This is a genomic window from Variovorax gossypii, from assembly GCF_003965815.1.
Classification (GTDB): domain Bacteria; phylum Pseudomonadota; class Gammaproteobacteria; order Burkholderiales; family Burkholderiaceae_C; genus Variovorax; species Variovorax gossypii.
Genome location: NZ_RXOE01000010.1, coordinates 1 through 16,771, shown reverse-complemented (window position 1 = coordinate 16,771; position 16,771 = coordinate 1). Strand labels below are relative to the sequence as shown.

The 16,771-nt window shown below is 70.6% G+C and carries 11 protein-coding genes; 7 read left to right on the top strand and 4 right to left on the bottom strand.

Going from position 1 to position 16,771, the window contains the following annotated elements:
- Positions 1-57: 57 nt before the first annotated feature.
- Positions 58-693 carry a cysteine hydrolase family protein gene (locus tag EJP69_RS26425; RefSeq protein WP_126473250.1) on the bottom strand — a complete coding sequence of 212 codons (636 nt, stop codon included), beginning with the start codon at positions 691-693 and terminating at the stop codon, positions 58-60.
- 100 nt (positions 694-793) lie between these two features.
- On the opposite strand from EJP69_RS26425, the gene EJP69_RS26420 reads away from it, so the two are divergent.
- Positions 794-1,759, top strand: coding sequence for a GlxA family transcriptional regulator (locus EJP69_RS26420; protein ID WP_126473248.1), 966 nt, complete (start codon positions 794-796; stop codon positions 1,757-1,759).
- Between the two features lie 229 nt (positions 1,760-1,988).
- On the opposite strand, the gene EJP69_RS26410 is transcribed toward EJP69_RS26420, so the two are convergent.
- The 3 genes from EJP69_RS26410 to EJP69_RS26395 all read right to left on the bottom strand — a co-directional run bounded on the left by EJP69_RS26410 (position 1,989) and on the right by EJP69_RS26395 (position 7,214).
- On the bottom strand, positions 1,989-3,983 hold the full coding sequence (locus tag EJP69_RS26410) for a hybrid sensor histidine kinase/response regulator (protein WP_126473246.1): 1,995 nt from the start codon (positions 3,981-3,983) through the stop codon (positions 1,989-1,991).
- The gene (locus EJP69_RS26405) at positions 3,980-5,035 is read right to left on the bottom strand and encodes an ABC transporter substrate binding protein (protein WP_240652292.1); all 1,056 of its coding nucleotides are present in this window, start codon (positions 5,033-5,035) and stop codon (positions 3,980-3,982) included. The genes EJP69_RS26410 and EJP69_RS26405 overlap by 4 nt, the downstream gene beginning before the upstream one ends.
- A gap of 289 nt (positions 5,036-5,324) precedes the next feature.
- Positions 5,325-7,214: an ATP-binding response regulator gene (locus tag EJP69_RS26395; RefSeq protein ID WP_093301692.1), complete on the bottom strand. Its 1,890-nt coding sequence runs from the start codon at positions 7,212-7,214 to the stop codon at positions 5,325-5,327.
- A gap of 161 nt (positions 7,215-7,375) precedes the next feature.
- Between EJP69_RS26395 and phnD the strand changes: the two genes are divergently transcribed.
- From phnD to tagF, 6 genes are all read left to right on the top strand, one after another.
- On the top strand, positions 7,376-8,413 hold the full coding sequence (gene phnD, locus EJP69_RS26390; protein WP_126473497.1) for a phosphate/phosphite/phosphonate ABC transporter substrate-binding protein: 1,038 nt from the start codon (positions 7,376-7,378) through the stop codon (positions 8,411-8,413).
- Positions 8,410-9,495, top strand: coding sequence for a phosphate/phosphite/phosphonate ABC transporter substrate-binding protein (locus EJP69_RS26385; protein ID WP_240652291.1), 1,086 nt, complete (start codon positions 8,410-8,412; stop codon positions 9,493-9,495). The genes phnD and EJP69_RS26385 overlap by 4 nt, the downstream gene beginning before the upstream one ends.
- Before the next feature lie 175 nt (positions 9,496-9,670).
- Entirely contained in the window at positions 9,671-11,002 is a 1,332-nt protein-coding gene (gene tssK, locus EJP69_RS26380; RefSeq protein ID WP_126473240.1) for a type VI secretion system baseplate subunit TssK, read from the top strand.
- A 121-nt stretch (positions 11,003-11,123) separates the two neighbouring features.
- Positions 11,124-12,488 (top strand): DotU family type VI secretion system protein, encoded by a 1,365-nt coding sequence (locus tag EJP69_RS26375; RefSeq protein WP_126473238.1) that lies wholly within the window; start codon positions 11,124-11,126, stop codon positions 12,486-12,488.
- A complete protein-coding gene (gene tssM, locus EJP69_RS26370) occupies positions 12,485-16,087 on the top strand; it encodes a type VI secretion system membrane subunit TssM (RefSeq protein WP_093204097.1) in 3,603 nt (1,200 codons plus the stop codon). Before EJP69_RS26375 ends, tssM begins: the two co-directional genes overlap by 4 nt.
- The gene (tagF, locus tag EJP69_RS26365) at positions 16,084-16,740 is read left to right on the top strand and encodes a type VI secretion system-associated protein TagF (RefSeq protein ID WP_170217236.1); all 657 of its coding nucleotides are present in this window, start codon (positions 16,084-16,086) and stop codon (positions 16,738-16,740) included. Before tssM ends, tagF begins: the two co-directional genes overlap by 4 nt.
- The last annotated feature ends 31 nt before the right edge of the window (positions 16,741-16,771 follow it).

The following is a 16,771-nucleotide window of genomic DNA, read 5'->3' as shown; positions in this document are numbered from 1 at the left end:
TATCGCCCCCGGCAGGGGGGTGGGCGTAGCGACACGAAGTGCGCGAAGCCTGGGGGGTTACGCAATCTTTCGTGCGCGGCGGTTGGACAGCACCACGTTGTCCTTCGGGATGACCTGGCCTTCGCGCATCGCCGAGATCCATGCATCCGTCGTGGTCACGGCCGCGAAGTTGCTGTGGAACACCACGCTGAAGACGCGGTGGATCTCCTCCGCCGTGACCTTGCCCGCCGCGTTCTCGTAGGGCAGCGCGCCGCTGGCGTCCGACAGGAACTCCACGCTCAGTCCCCGGTGCATGGCCTCGAACACGGTCGAGGCGTCGCAGTTCTGCGTCATGTAGCCGGCCACGCTCAGCGTGTCGATCTGGTTGCGCGCGATCCAGTCGGCGAAGTCGGTGCCGGTGAACACGCTCGGAAAGCTCTTGGTGACGAGGTGGTCGTGCGGCCGCTTCGCGATCTCGGGGTGCAGCTGGCCGTTGTGCGTGTCGGCCTGGAACACCGGCGCGCCCTTGGGTGCATGGTGGCGCACCACCACCACGGGTGTGCCGGCGGCGCGGGCTGCGTCCATGGCCTTCGTCACGTTCGGCAGCGTGTCCAGGATGGGCGGGTACTCGATCGGCAGGCCGCCGCCTTCGAAGTATTCGTTCTGCACGTCGATCACGACGAGTGCGCGGCGCGGCGTGGTGGTGTTGCTCATGTTGGGCTCCTTCTCTTGTGTGGTTCGGATGACTGGATTCTTCCCGCCGGCGTCACGTCCAGAAAGTGGCCCGAAAGCCATTCATCGATAAGATCGGGCCATGCCGCAGCCAACCGCCGAGACCGTCGCCGTCGTCGCCTTCGACGGCATCAGCCCCTTCCACCTGTCCGTGCCCTGCATGGTCTTCGGCGAGGACCGCACCGAGACCGGCGAGCCGCGCTTCCGCGTGAAGGTGTGCGCGCCCGAGCCGGGAGAGCTGCGCACCAACGCCGGCTTCGCGCTCGTCGTCCCGCACGGGCTCGAGGCCATCCGCCGCGCGCAGATCGTGGTCGTGCCCTCGTGGCGCGACGACTGCTCGGCGGCGCCGCCCGAGCTGATCCGCGCGCTGCAGGCCGCCCACCGGCGCGGCGCCATCGTGATGGGGCTCTGCCTCGGCGCATTCGTGCTGGCCGAGGCTGGCCTGCTCGACGGCCGGCCCGCCACCACGCACTGGAAGCTGGCGCCGATCTTCGCGAAGCAGTATCCGAAGGTGAAGCTGCAGCCCGAGGTGCTCTACGTGGACGACGGCAGCGTGCTCACCTCCGCCGGCACGGCCGCGGGCATCGACTGCTGCCTGCACCTGCTGCGCGTGCGCCATGGCGCCGAGACGGCCAACCGCGCCGCGCGGCGCATGGTGGTGGCGCCGCACCGGCAGGGCGGCCAGGCGCAGTACATCGAGCAGCCCGTGCCCGCCGCCGCCGAGCGCGACCGCCTCGCGCCGCTGCTCGAATGGCTGGGCCGGCATCTCGACACGCCGCACGAGCTCGACGACCTCGCGCGGCGCGCGCTCATGAGCCGGCGCAATTTCACGCGGCGCTTCCGCGAATCCACCGGCACCACCGTCGGCCAGTGGATGCAGAACCAGCGCCTCGCGCTCGCGCAGCGGCTGCTGGAGACCACCGACCACCCGGTGGAGCGCGTGGCCACCGGCGCCGGCTTCGGCTCGGCGGTGTCGCTGCGCAAGCACTTCGTCTCGGCCTTCAAGCTGTCGCCCACGGCATACCGCCAGCAGTTCTCGCGGGCATGAGGAAGAGGGCGTGCTTCGCATCAGGAAACCCTGAATGCCGGGGATACCGCGGAACCGGCTTTGCCGGGCCGCAGGTATCGCCCCCTGGAAGGGGGGTGGCGAAGCGACACGAAGTGCGCGAAGCCTGGGGGTGAGTTCAAGCTTTCGCGGAACCGGCTTTGCCGGGCCGCAGGTATCGCCCCCTGGAAGGGGGATGGCGAAGCGACACGAAGTGCGCGAAGCCTGGGGGTCAGACCATGATTTGCCGCCGCGTGGTGAGCAGCGCGCGCAGCTTGGCCGGCGCGACCGGCTTGGTCAGCAGCATCACGCCGCCATGGCGCAGCCGCTGCAGCACCTCGGGCCCGGTGGCGCCCGACACCAGCACCGCCAGCGCCTCGGGCTGCAGCCGCTTGGCGGCGTCGATCACGTCCACGCCGTCGCCGTCGCCCGCGAGCTGCAGGTCGCACAGCACGGCGTCGTAGTGGATGTCGCCGGTGCCCAGCCGCGCGATGGCCTCGGCGCCGGTGCTCACGCATTCGACCTGGCAGCCCCACTGCTCCAGCAGCGCGCGGCTGCCGTCGAGGATGGCGGGGTCGTCGTCCACCACCAGGCAGCGCAGTCCCGCCAGCGGCGCCGGGGCCAGCGCAGGCGGCTGGGGCGGCGTCACGTCGGCCAGCCGAGCCGCGGGCAGCGTGAAGGCGAAGGTGCTGCCCGCCTGAAGCGCCGAGCGCACCGTGATGCGCGTGCCCAGCAGCGTGGCGATGCGCGCGCAGATGGCCAGCCCCAGCCCGAAGCCGCGGCGCCGGTCGCGCTCGGTGTTCGCCACCTGGTAGAACTCCTCGAAGATGCGGCCCTGGTGGATGGGCGCGATGCCCACGCCGTTGTCGCGCACCTCGATGCGCACGCCCGATGCGCTGCGCCGGGCCGCCACCAGCACGGTGCCGCCCTCGGGCGCGTGGCGCAGCGCGTTGGTCACCAGGTTGCCGACGATGCGCCGCAGCATCGCCGCGTCGCTGCGCACCGCCAGCCCGCGGTCGCTCCAGCGCAGTCGCACGCGGGCCTCGACGGCCGCGGCGGCGTGCTGCGCGTCGAGCTGGTCGAACAGCTCCGCGAGCGGCACCTTGGCGATGGCCGGCGTCAGCACCTGCGCGTCGAGCCGCGAGATCTCGAGCAGGTCGTCGAGCAGCACGCCCATGAACTCGGTGCTTTCCTGCAGCCGCAGCACCGCCGGGCGCTGCGCGGGTGAAGCTCCGGGCAGCAGGCCGTCGATGAACAGGCCCATGGCGTGCAGCGGCTGGCGCAGGTCGTGGCTCGCGGCCGCGAGGAAGCGCGCGCGGGAAAGCGCCGCCTGCTCCGCCTCGGCCATGCGCTGCAGCGCGACGGCGGTGGCCTCGCGCACGCGCTCCTCGCTGATCTGGCGGTTGCGCTGCAGCCGCTCGGCGAGGCGGTCGATGTCGTGCGCGAGCACGGCGAGCTCGTGCGTGCCGCGCGTGCCGCCTTCCACCACGTCGCAGCGCACCTCGAAATGCCCGGCCTCCAGCGCCGCGACCGTGCGCGACACGCGCCGAAGCGGCCGCGCCACCGTGCGCGCCATGTGCCGCACCGAGGCCCAGGCCGCGATCAGCGCGACCAGCGCGATGCCGATGCCCGCGATGAGCGAGCGGCTGCGCTCGCGCGTGTAGGCGGTGGTGTCGCGAAAGGTCTGCACCAGGCCGATGGGCGTGTCGCCCGCCGCCGTTGAGCCCGCGGGCGCGAAGGCGCTGGCGCGCGATGCCTCGCGCAGCGTGACCGGCGAGGTGAACATGCGCAGCTGCGCGAGCGAGGCGGTCTTGGGCCCGGCCGTGACGTACACGCCCGCGCTGTTGCTGATCTCCACCCGCGTCACCTGCCCGCCGCGCAGCGCTGCGTTGGCCACGTTCTGCAGCGCGGGCACGTCGCCCGCGTAGAGGCTCAGGTCGGACATGGCGGCCACCTGCCGCGCCACGGCCTGGCCCTCGGCGTCGAAGGCGGCCTCCAGTGTCTGCAGTCGGTTGTGCGTGAACCAGCCCGTGAGCGCCAGCGCCACCGCCGCGCACGGCACCACGCCGAGGCGGAACAGGTCGCGCTGCAGGTTGCCGCGCACCACCAGCGTGTGGGCCGATGGAGGCGGGGGAGGCGGTGGGGGCGACTGCGGCGGCAGTGCCGCGCCCGCGCCCTCCGTTGCCGTGGGCGCCGCCCGTTCGTGGGGAGGTGCTGCGCTGCTCATCGCGGGGCCGCGAGCCGGTCGGTCAGTTCCCGTTCCTCCGGCAGACGCAGGCCGAGGCCGCGTGCCACGGTGGCGTTGACGCGCACGGTGGCGGGCGTCGCGGCTTCCACCAGCGGTGCATTGCTGCTGTTGCCGGCGCTCGCGACCTTCTGGCCGAGCTGCCGGGCCTGCTGGGCCAGCTGCGACGGCGTCGAGACCGCCGCCGCCAGTCCGCCCGACCGCACCAGCCCCTCGCTGGCGCCGAACACCGGCAGGCCGGCGCCGGCGGCGGCGCGCAGCACCGAGAGCGTGGCCGCCTGGTTGTCGCCGATCAGGTCGGGCAGCACCAGCAGCGCGTCGCTGTTCGGCACCACCAGTCGCAGGGCGGAGGCGATCGACCGGGCGTCGGGCGCGTATTCCACGCGCAGGTCCCAGGCCGGGTTCGCGCCCTGAGCCGCGCGCTGCAGCTCGCGCACCAGCGGTTCCGACTCGGGCGTGGCGACCACGCCCAGGCGGTGCTTCTGCGGCAGCACCGCGTTGACCAGCGCGAGTTGGTCGGTCATGGCCGGGTCGCGCAGCAGCACGCCCACGCGGCGGTCGGCGCGCTTGAGCGCCGGACTGGTCGCCTTCAGGGTCTCGTATTCGAGCCGGCTGAGCATCGCGAGCACCAGCGGCTCCTGTCCCGGCCGCTCGACGGCGGCGCGCGCGGCGGCGGGGCCGACGGCCATGGTGAGCGGCACGTCGGAGGAAGAAGACGAAGAGGAAGCTCCGCGCAGGCTGCGCGTGCGCACGCCTGCGTTCGCGGCGCGTTCGGCGTCCGCGGCCTGCTCCGCCGCCGGTTGAGTCTCGGTGCCGCCGGGCCCGAGGCGAACCAGCTCGAACTTGCCGCCGGGTTCCTGGTCCGCGCGCAGCCGCTGCACGAACTCGGAGGAAGCCGCCATGTCGTCGCCCATCAGCACCGTGAGGTTGACCGCCGCGAAAGCCGCGCCCGCGGCGCATGCAAGGCTTGCGGCCAGCACGGTGCGGGCGGCGCGCCACAGCCTTCGAAAGAAGGGCGGGAGGACGGGATTCACGGCAACAAACATGGACTGCTTCCGCAGCGAGGGGCGATGATCCAATGTAAGGACGACCCCTTCTTAGCGCGATAAGGCGGAGGGCTTATGTCAGCGTCGGCAGTGGCCTGCCCGCGTGACGGATTCCACGAGGGGAATGGCCGCTCGGCCTATGTCCGATGGAATATCCGGCTCTCCCCCAGGCTTCGCGTACTTCGTGTCGCGCACGCCTTCCCCCTTCCGGGGGCAACACCTGCGGCCCGGCAAAGCCGGTTCCGCGGTGTTTCACGCACGGACAGACTCCTGTGTTCTACGCACCCGTCATCTGTGCGGCGGCCGCGCGCTGCGCCTGTATCGCCTGGCGCAGCACGCGCGGCGACACGGGCTTGTAGAGCACCGTGATGCCGGCGCTGGCCACTTCGCGCAGGCGGTCGGGCTTGGTCTCGCCGGTCACGAGCAGGCGGGCAGTGCCCGCGCCGATGCCGCGCGGATGGCGCTCCAGCGCGGCGATCACGTCCAGGCCGTTGTCGCCGCCCTGCAGCAGCAGGTCGCTGATGACCACGTCGGGCGGGCGCTCCCAGCTGTCGGCCATGGCCAGCGCCTCGGCGCGGGTCTGCGCGGGCAGCACCTCGGCGCCCCAGTTGGTGAGCACCACCGTCAGGCCCTCGAGGATGGTGCGCTCGTCGTCGATCACGAGGATGCGCACGTTGGCCAGGCCTTCCTCCTCGTCGATGGCGGCAATGGCCGCCGGCGCCACGGGCGCGGGCAGCGCGGCCGGCGCCGAGCGCACAAGCACCCGCACGCAGGTGCCCTTGTTCAGCTTCGAGCTCAGTTCCACGCGCGTGTTGAGCAGCTCGGCCAGCCGCTGCACCGTGGCCAGGCCCAGGCCCATGCCGCGCGCGCCGCGCGATGCCTGCCGGCTCGCGGGCTCCACCTGGTAGAACTCCTCGAACACCCGGGCCTGGTGATGCGCGGCGATGCCAACGCCGGTGTCGACCACGTCGATGCGCACGCCCCGGCCGCGCCGCCGCGCGCCGATCAGCACGCCGCCCTCGATGGTGTGGCGCAGCGAGTTCGACACCAGGTTGTTCAGGATGCGCGAGAGCATCACGTAGTCGCAGCGCACCCACACGTCGGTCTTGCGCACCACCAGCCGCAGGCCCTGCTGCTCGGCCACGGGGCGGAAGTTGCGGCTGATCTCCTCGAACAGCCGGTCGAGCGGGAAGTCGATCCACTGCGGCTGCAGCACGCCCGCGTCGAGCTGCGACAGGTTCAGGAGTTCGGAGAACAGCCGGTCGAGCGAATCCACGCATTCGCGGATGTGGCCGATGCGCTGCAGCTTCACCGGGTCGCTCTCGCCGTTGGCCAGACCGTCGGAGAACAGCGTGAGCGCGTGCAGCGGCTGGCGCAGGTCGTGGCTGGCGGCGGCCAGAAGGCGGGTCTTGGCCTGGCTGGCCACCTCCAGCTGCTGGTTCTTGCGGGCCAGCTCGGCGGTGGCTTCGTTGATGCGGCTCTGCAGCAGCCGGTGGCTCTCGGCGAGGGCGCGCGCGGCCTGGTTGAAGCCGTGCTGCAGGTGCCGCACCTCCGCCGTGCCCTCGATGGACACGCTCGCGTCCTCGCCCGCGCCCAGGCGGTCGACCGCCTTGCCCAGCGCGCGGATCGGCTCGCTGATGCGGCGCGCCGCCCACCAGCCGGCCAGGCCCACGCCCACCAGGCTGATCGCCAGCACCAGCCCCACGTTGAACCACACCGAGCGCCGCGCGTTCTGCACGGCGGCCAGGCTCATCTCGACCATCACCTTGCCGTTGTGGCGGCCGTCGTCGCCCACGATGGGCACCACCACCTGCAGGCCCTCGCCGCGGGCGCGGTCGAGGGTCTCGGAGTTGGCGACGATCTCGCCGTCTTCCGTCCAGATCTGCACCTGCTGCACGTTGGGCTGGTAGGTGCCCGACTGGGCGGTGCGCGCCAGCGCGCGGCGGTCCATGCGCGCCAGCGGCGCCTGCGCCACGGTGGCCACCTGCAGCGCCACTGTCTGCGCATTGGCCCGCATCAGCTCGGTGAGGTTGCCCAGATGCTGCCGCGTCAGCACGGCGATCGCCGCCAGCGTGGCCAGGGCCGCCGGCACCATCGCCAGCAGGATCAGCTGCTGGGCGAAGGTCAGGCGGGCCAGGCCGCGGATGACACGGAAATTCCAGTTCATGAGGGCAACGGACTCATGGGCGCCGAGCTTATGAGGGCGCTCCAGGGCGGGAAAGCTAGGAAAAACATCACAAAAAATGCTTGTAATTGATATTTAATGACGTCCGCGCTGCCCATGTTAGACCGCCGATGCGCGCCGGCCCTATGTCTTTCGCTCCAGAAATGCAGGCTTCCATGCGCCGATTCGCCGAGTTCTCAGCCGCTTTCTTCCGTGCGGCGACGCTCGCCTTGCTGGCCGGATTGCCGCTCGCGGCCCCTGCCCAGGTGAGCCCGCTGGACGGCCCGGTGCGCTTTGGCATCCTGCCGCTCGGCGGTGCCTTCGAGTCGCGCAGCGACTGGGACCCGCTGCTGGCCGAGCTCAGCCGCGCCATCAACCGCCCGGTGAGCGTGCTCTCGGTCAACTCGTACGAGGCGCTGGAGCAGGCCATCCAGCGCGACGAGGTCGACATGGCCTTCCTGTCCGGAAAGATGGCGCTCGACGCCGTCACCCAGCGCCGCATGAAGGTGGTGGCGCAGGTGGTGCGGCACGACGGCCTGCCGGGCTATCGCGCACTGCTGCTCGCGCGCAAGGCGCCGCCCTTCAACTCGCTGAAGAACCTGCTCGACCAGCCCGATCGCTGGCGGCTGGCGCGCGGCGAGAAGCAGTCGGTGTCGGGCTTCATCGTGCCGCAGCTGCAGCTCTTCCTGCCGAACCACATCGCGATGGAGACGCGCTTCCGCAGCGAGATCGTGGGCACGCACCAGGCCAACGCGCTGGCCGTGGCCAACAACGAGGCCGATGTGGCCACCAACAACACCGCCGACTTCGAACGCTTCAAGACGCGCTTTCCGGCCGAGACCGAGCGGCTGCAGGTGCTGTGGGAGTCGGACCTGATACCGCACGCGCAGATCGTGGTGCGACGCGAATACTCGCCCGAACTGCGCAAGCGCGTGCAGGCTTTCCTGGTCGGCTACGGCCGCGCCAAGGGACCGCGCGGCGACGCCGAGCGCCTGGTGCTGAAGTCGCTGCACGACCTGGCCGGCTTCGTGGCCGCCGACAACAGTTCGCTGCAGCCGGCGGCCAAGCTGGCCTACCAGCTCGCGAAGCAGAACGCCATGACCGCGCAATGGGTGAACGACGCCGCCCGCGAGGCCCGCCTGCAGCGCATCGAGAGCAACTACGCGGACCAGGTCGCAGTGCTGAAGGACGTGTCGCCGTGACCTCGACGACGCCGCTCGGGAAGCTGCGGCGCGCGGCCGCCGGGGTGTTCGCCTCGCTTGTCGTCCTTGCCGCCTTCGCCGGTCCGCCGGCCATGGGGCAGGTGCAGCACGGCACCGCCGCCGCGCCGGGCGAGAAGGCCGCGCCGCCGCCCGCCGTGCGGATGATCCGCTTCGGCGTGCTGCCGCTGGGCGGCACGGTCGAATCGCGCGCGCTGTGGACCCCGCTCATGACCGACATGGGCCGTGCCCTCGGCATGCCGGTCAGCATGTATTCGGTGCCGACCTACGAGGAACTCGACCGCGCCATCGGCCGCGACGAGATCGACATGGCCTTTCTCTCGGCCAAGATGGCGCTCGACGCCGTGATGCAGCGGCGCATGAAGGTGCTGGCGCAGATCGCGCGCCACCCCAGCGTGCCCGAGCACCGCGCCGTGCTGCTGGTGCGCAAGGCCGGGCCGCTCAACACGCTCGAGGGCCTGCTCGCCCAGCCCGAGAAGTGGCGGCTCGCGCGCGGCGACAGCCGCTCCGTCACCGGCTTCATCGTGCCGCAGAGCCAGCTCTTCCTGCCGCACAACATCGAGATGGAAACCCGCTTCCGCAGCGAGATCGTGGGCACCCACCAGGCCACCGCGCTGGCCGTGGCCAACGGCGACGCCGACGTGGCCACCAACAACACCACCGACTTCGAGCGCTTCCGCCAGCAGTTTCCGGTGGAGGCCGAGCGGCTGCAGGTGGTGTGGGAGTCGGAGCCACCGCCCGGCGCACCGATGGTGGTGCGGCGCGACTTCCCGCCCGAGTTCCAGGCGCGGCTGCAGAACTTCCTGACCGGCTACGGCAAGGCCAAGGGTGCGCGCGGCGACGCCGAGCGCGAAGTGCTCAAGAGCCTGCGCGCGGCCTACGGCTACGTCGCGGCCGACGACAGCGCGCTGCTGCCGCAGGCGCGGCTGGAGCACCAGCTCGGCAGGCAGCGCGCCATGGCCGCATCGTGGGTCAACGAGGCCGCGCGCGAGCAGCGCCTGCAGCGCATCGAGAAGACCTACGCGGAGCAGGTCGAGACGCTGCGCGCCGCCGCCGCCCGCTGAGCCGGGCCTGCCGCTCCCTTCGCGCTTCTTTCGCGCTCCTTTCTACTCCCTTCGCCGTAGCTCCAAATCCCCGCGCCTAGGCCATTAGCTAGGCCTTAAGGCGGATTTGCCTCCCGTCCACCGGGCCGGAAACTTCGTGTTTCTTTCAGGCACCCTTGCCGTTGACGGAGTGCGGATGAGTTGGCGAACAAAAGTGGTCTGGAGCGAGGGGATGCTGTTGCAGCCTCAGCACCTGCAGCAGAGCGAGCGTCATGCCGATCACGCGCGGCACGTGCTGCTGCGTTCCACCACTCCCTATGCGTGGGGCTTCGCCGAACTGGAGATCGACCCCGCCGCGCTCACGCTGGGCAAGCTGGCGCTGGTGCGCGCGGTCGGCGTCTTCGGCGACGGCACCGTCTTCGACATGCCGGCGGTCGACCCGCTGCCCGAGCCCATCGATATTCCATCGTCCATGCGCGACGAGGCCGTGGTGCTCGCGCTGCCGCTGCGCCGCGCCGGCGCGCGCGAAGCCGACGCGGAAGAATATGAAGAGCTGGTGCGCCACCGCGTGCTCGAGTCGGAAGTGCCCGACTCCAACACCGCCGGCGAGCGCACCGCGATGCTGCAGCTGGGCCAGCTCCACACGCGGCTGATGCGCGCCAGCGAGGCCACCGACGCCTGGACCACCATCGGCGTGGCCCGCGTGGTCGAGCGCCGTGTCGACAACCAGGTGCAGCTCGACCGCGCCATGCTGCCGCCGCTGCTCGACGTGGCCGGCCATGCCGTCATCCGCGCCTGGCTCGACGAGCTGCTGGGCCTGCTGCGCCAGCGCGGCGAGGCGCTGGCCGGCCGCCTCACACAGGGCGGCACAGGCGGCGTGGCCGAGATCGCCGACTTCATGCTGCTGCAGGCCGTGAACCGCAACGAGGCCATCTTCGCGCACCTCGCCAAGAGCGCCATGCTGCATCCGCAGCATTTCTTCGAACATGCGCTGGGCCTCGCGGGCGACCTCGCGAGCTTTCGCGACTCGCGCCGCGTGTCGCGCTTCGGCCCCTACATCCACGACGACCTCGCCATGAGCTTCCGTCCGCTCATGGACGACCTGCGCCGCAGCCTCTCGATGGTGTTCGAGCAGTCGGCCATCCGCATCGAGCTGCACGACCGCAAGCACGGCGTGCGCGTGGCGGTGGTCACCGACGTGGAGCTGCAGCGCAAGGCCACCTTCGTTCTCGCGGTGAACGCCAGCATGCCCAGCGAGGCGCTGCGCGCGCGCTTTCCCACGCAGGTCAAGATCGGTCCGGTGGAGCGCATCCGCGACCTGGTCAACCTCGCGCTGCCGGGCGTCACGCTCACGCCGATGCCGGTGGCGCCGAGGCAGATTCCCTTTCACACGGGCGCCAACTATTTCGAGCTCGAGACGCGCAACAGCGACCTGTGGCGCCAGCTCGAGCAGTCGGGCGGCATCGCGATGCACATCGCGGGCGACTTCCCCGGCCTCGACCTTCAATTCTGGGCAATCCGAGCATGACCCCCAGTCTTCGCGCACTTCGTGTCGCTACGCCAACCCCCTTCCAGGGGGCGGTGCTTGCGGCCCGGCAAAGCCGGTTCCGCGGCGTTCCACGAATTGGCGCCGTCAGCGTGGAGCCATCATGAGCACACCTCCCGATCCCTTTGCCGCCTTCGAGTCGGAACGCACGGTCATCAAGCCCAAGCCGCGCACGCCGGGCGGCACGCCGCCCGCGCCGGCACCGGCGCCTTTCTTCGGCGGGGCCGATCCCACGCCGGCCGCCGACGTCGGCGAGCTGGGCCTGCTCAATCCGCTGGTATCCGCCGCCGGCAAGCTGCTGGTGTTGATCGGCAAGCTGCGCAACCTCGCGCAGCCGCCCAACGTGCCGGCCCTGCGCGCATCGACCGCCGATGCGGTGAACCAGTTCGACGCCAGCGCGCGCCGCGCCGGCGTCGGCAACGAGTCGGTGCTCGCCGCGCGCTACGTGCTGTGCACCGCGCTCGACGAGGCCGTGGCCAACACGCCCTGGGGCGTGCAGGCCGGATGGAACAAGCAGAGCCTGCTGGTGCAGTTCCACAACGAGACCTGGGGCGGCGAAAAAGTCTTCCAGCTGCTGGCCAAGCTCGCGCAGGACGTGCCCACGCACCGCCAGCTGCTGGAGCTGATCTACAGCGTGCTCGCGCTCGGCTTCGAGGGCCGCTACCGCGTGATCGACAACGGCCGCGCGCAACTCGACTCGGTGCGCCAGCGCCTGGCCGACCTCATCGCCAAGGACCGTCCGCCGGTGGAAGCCGAGCTCTCGCCGCACTGGCGCGGGCAGGGCGCCGGCACGGTGCGGCTGCGCGAATCGCTGCCGCTGTGGGTGTTCGCGGCCGGTTTCGCGCTGCTGCTGGCGCTCGCATGGTTCGGCCTGCGGCTCACGCTCAACTACCGCTCCGACACCACGTACGCCGCGGTGTCCAGCCTGCGCGCGCCCAACATCCAGATCGCGCCGCCCGCGCTGCCGGCGAAGACGCCGCGCCTCGCGCGCTTCCTGGAGCCCGAGGTGAAGCAGGGCCTGGTCACGGTGACCGACGAGGCCGACCGCAGCGTGGTGCGGCTGCGCGGCGACTCCTTCTTCGGCTCCGGCAGCGCCGAGCCGATGGCGCAGTCGCTGCCGGTGCTGCGCCGCATCGGCCAGGCGCTGGCCGAGGTGAAGGGCGAGGTGCTGATCACCGGCCACTCCGACAACCAGCCCATCCGCTCGCTGCGCTATCCGTCGAACTGGCACCTGTCGGCCGCGCGTGCCGACGCGGTGAAGGGGGCGCTCTCCACGCTGGTCGATCCGGCGCGCATGCGTTCCGACGGCAAGGCCGACGCCGAGCCGGTGGCGCCCAACGACACGCCGGCCAATCGCGCGAAGAACCGCCGCGTCGAGGTCGTGCTGCTGACCGGGCCTGAAGGCGTCGTCGCCACTGCTCCGGCAGCCGCTCCGGCTGCTGCTCCGGCCACGGGAGCGACGAAATGATCAAGAAAATCTTCGGCTTCCTGTTCAGCCCGCTGCTGCTCACGCTGCTGGCGCTCATCGTCGTCGCGCTGCTGATCTGGTGGATCGGCCCGCTGGTGAAGATCGGCTCGCTCGCGCCGCTCGAAGGCGAGACCACGCGCGCAGTCGTCATCGGCGTCATCGTGCTCATCGTGGTGCTGCGCGCGCTGTACCGCCGCTGGCGCGCCCGCCGCGCGAGCCAGCACCTGACCGACGGCCTCATGAAGGCGCCGGCCGCCAAGGCCGATGCGCCGGTCAACGGCGAGCAGAAGATCCTCGACACCCGCTTCAGCGAAGCCGTCGCCACGCTCAAGCAGATGCGCATGCACGCCGCCGGCAAGAAGCCGGGCTGGCGCGACTGGCTCTCCATCTCGGGTGGCAGCTATCTCTACGACCTGCCCTGGTACGTGTTCATCGGCGCGCCGGGCGCGGGCAAGACCACCGCGCTGGTCAACTCGGGCCTGAGCTTTCCGCTGGCCGAGAAGTTCGGCCCCGGCGCCATCCGCGGCGTGGGCGGCACGCGCAACTGCGACTGGTGGTTCACCGACGAGGCCGTGCTCATCGACACCGCCGGGCGCTATACCACGCAGGACAGCCACCAGTCGGAAGACAAGAGCGCGTGGGAAGGCTTTCTCGGCCTGCTGAAGAAGGTGCGTCCGCGCCGGCCGCTGAACGGCGTGTTCCTCACCGTCAGCGTGGCCGACCTGCTGAGCCAGGGCCCCGAGGCGCGCACGCAGCTCGCGGCATCGATCCGCGCGCGCCTGCTGGAGCTCGACGGCAAGCTCACCACGCGGCTGCCGGTGTACGTGCTCGTCACCAAGAGCGACCTGCTCTACGGCTTCACCGACTACTTCGACGACCTCGGCAAGGAACAGCGTGCGCAGGTCTTCGGCTTCACGCTGCCGGCCGACGAGAACCTGCAGGTCGAGGAGAAGGGGCTCTCCACCGCCTTCAACCGCGAGTTCGCGCTGCTGCACAACCGGGTGAACGACGGCCTCATCGCGCGCATGCAGCGCGAGACCGACGGCAATCGCCGCGCGGCCATCTTCGGCTTTCCGGCGCAGTTCGGTTCCATCGGCCCGCTGCTGTCCGACCTGCTGGAGCAGGTGTTCACCGGCTCGCGCTTCGCGCAGCCGCCGTGGGTGCGCGGCGTGTACTTCACCAGCGGCACGCAGGAAGGCAGCCCCATCGATCGCGTGATGGGCAGCCTCGCGCGCAGCTTCGGCATCGAGCGCGCGATGCTCGCGCCGCAGAAGTCCAGCGGGCGCAGTTATTTCCTCACCTCGCTGCTGCGCGAGGTGGTGTTCCCCGAGCAGCGCCTGGCCGGCGCCGACGTGAAGCTGGAGCGCCGCCGCCACACGCTGCGCGTGATCGGCGTGACGGCGATGACGCTGCTCACCGTCGGCCTGCTCGCGGCCTGGGGCTACAGCACGCTGCAGAACATGAACTACCTGAAGTCGGTCGAGGCCCGCGTCGAGCCCGCCCGGCAGAACCTCGCGGCGCTGCCGGCGCGCGTGCAGAACCTGGTGGAAGTCGCGCCCGTGCTGCAGAGCCTGCGCGACATCTGGAAGACGCCCGACAACCGCCAGGGCGACGAGCCGCTGTCGATGACGCTGGGCCTCTACCAGGGAGACAAGCTCGACGCGGCCGCCATGCTCACGCACCAGCGCGCGCTCAACGACGCCTTCCTGCCGCAGATCGCCAAGCGCATCGAGGACCAGCTGCGCACCGCGCAGAAGGACAACCTCGAATTCACCTACGAGGCGCTCAAGAGCTACCTGATGCTCTACCAGCCCGAGCACTTCGACGCCGAGGCGCTGAAGGCCTGGATCACCCTCGACTGGGCGCGCAACCTCGACCGCGGCATTCCCGAAGACCAGCGCAAGCAGCTCGAGGACCAGCTCGACGTGCTCATCGCCCAGGGTCCACCGCGCTCGCCGCTGAAGATGGACGAGAACCTGGTGCGCAGCGTGCGCGCCGTGCTCGCGAGCTATCCGTTGGAGCAGCGCGTGTTCAGCCGCCTGAAGCGCCAGCGCGCCAGCAAGGACATCCCGGCCTTCAGCGTGGCGACCGCCACAGGCCCCTCGGGTCCGCTGGTGTTCGAGCGCATCAGCGGCAAGCCGCTGTCCGATGGCGTGCCGGGCATGTTCACCTACGACGGCTATCACAAGCGCTTCCAGAACGAGGTGACTGTGCTCACCGGCCTGCTCGCGAATGAAGACCCGTGGGTGCTGGGCCAGGACCGCAACGCCGCCGACCGCCTGCGCGATGTGGCCGCGCTCGGCGCGCTGACCGACCGCGTGCGCCGTCTCTACCTGGAGGAGTACGTCAAGCAGTGGGAGGCGCTGCTCGCCGACGTGCGCCTGATCCGCGTGAACGGCCTGGAGAAGAACATCGAGACCGCGCGCATCCTCTCGGGCGTCGATTCGCCGCTCGCCAACTTCCTGCGCGCCGTGGTCAAGCAGACCACGCTGATACCCGCCGCCGACGCCAACAAGGACGTGGTCAGCAAGGCCACCGAGACCGTGCGCAACACCCGCAAGGGCCTGGAAGACCTGTTCGGCAGCGACCCCGGCCGCCAGGTGGCGCCAGGCAAGCGCATCGAGAGCATCGTGGACGACCGCTTCGAGGCGCTGCGCCGCCTCGTCACCGCCGGTGGCCCGAACCAGCCCGCGCCCATCGACGACGCGCTGAAGCTCTTCAACGAGGTGTACGTGTACCTCAACGCCGTCGACACGGCAGTGAAAGGCCGCACCTCGCCGCCGCCCGGCGACGTGGCCGGCAAGCTCAAGTCCGACGCCGGCCGGCTGCCCGAGCCGGTGCGCTCCATGGTCGAGAACCTGAGCCAGGCCGGCGCCGCGCAGGCCCAGGTAGCCGAGCGCGGCAACCTCAGCCAGGACCTGCGCCCCGTGACCGAGTTCTGCGCGCGCGCCATCGCCGGCCGCTACCCCTTCGTGCAGAGCAGCAAGCGCGACGTGCTGCCCGAGGACTTCGGCCAGATGTTCGGCCCCGGCGGCCTGATGGACGACTTCTTCCAGAAGCGCCTTGCCTCCATCGTCGACACCAGCACGCGCCCGTGGCGCTACAAGCCCGTGGCCGAGCGCGGCGCCATCACCACGCAGGCAATCGCGCAGTTCGAACGCGCGGCACGCATCAAGGAGATCTTCTTCCGCGGCGGCGGCCGGGGCCCCTCGATGCGGCTGGACTTCAAGCCGGTGGAGATGGACGCGGGCATCACGCAGTTCATCCTCGACGTCGACGGCCAGCTCGTGAAATACGCGCACGGTCCGGTCGTGCCCATGGCCGTGCAGTGGCCGGGGCCGAAGGGCAGCAACCAGGTGCGCATCCAGGTCAGCCCCCCCTCGACCACCGGCAGCTCCGGCGCCGCCGTGGACGGTCCATGGGCCCTGTTCCGCGCGCTCGACGACGGCCAGCTCGAGGCAGGCGACGCGCCCGAGAAGTTCTTCATCACCTTCCAGATCGGCGCGCGCAAGACGCGATTCGAGGTGACCACCAACAGCGTGCAGCATCCGATCCGCTTGCGCGAGTTGCGCGAGTTCTCATGTCCGGAGGGGTTGTGAGCGAGGCTTCCTCTTCTTCTCCTTCTTCTCCACTGCTGTTTGCATCGACTGCGCTGCCGGGGTGGTTCGGCAAGCTGCCGGGCATGGGGGACTTCGCGCATCGGCGGCTGCCTGAGCCGTTCCGCGCGGTGTGGGATCAGTGGCTGCAGCGGGGTATGTCGCGGCTGCGGGACCGGGCGGACTGGACCGAGCGGTATCTGGAAGCGCCCATCTGGTGCTTTGCGCTCGGTCGGCAGGTGGCTGGCGACCAGGCCTGGATCGGGGTGTTGATGCCCTCGGTGGATGGGGTGGGGCGGTACTTTCCGTTTGCTCTTGCGATCGAGCTCGATGCTTCGGCGCCTGGGCAGCTGCAGGGGGAGGCGCTGGCTGCTGCGTTGCGGTGGTGGGCTCATGCGACGCAGGCTGCGTTGGAAGGGCTTGATGGGGATCTGGATGCCTTGCGGTTCGATGCTGTTCTGCATCGGCTGTTTGTTGAAGGCGCTTCTTCTGGTGTGCCTGAGAGTTCTGTCGAGTCGCTGGACTTGCCTCTGGCGGGGGCCTCGCTTTGGCTGAGTGATCCTGCTGCGGAGCATGGGGTTCGGATGTTGAGTACCGGGTTGCCTCGGGATGAGCAGTTCGATGCTTTGTTTCTTGGGTTTGCGGAGGAGGGGTGAGATGAAGGCCCTTCTTCGTTTTTCTTCCCGG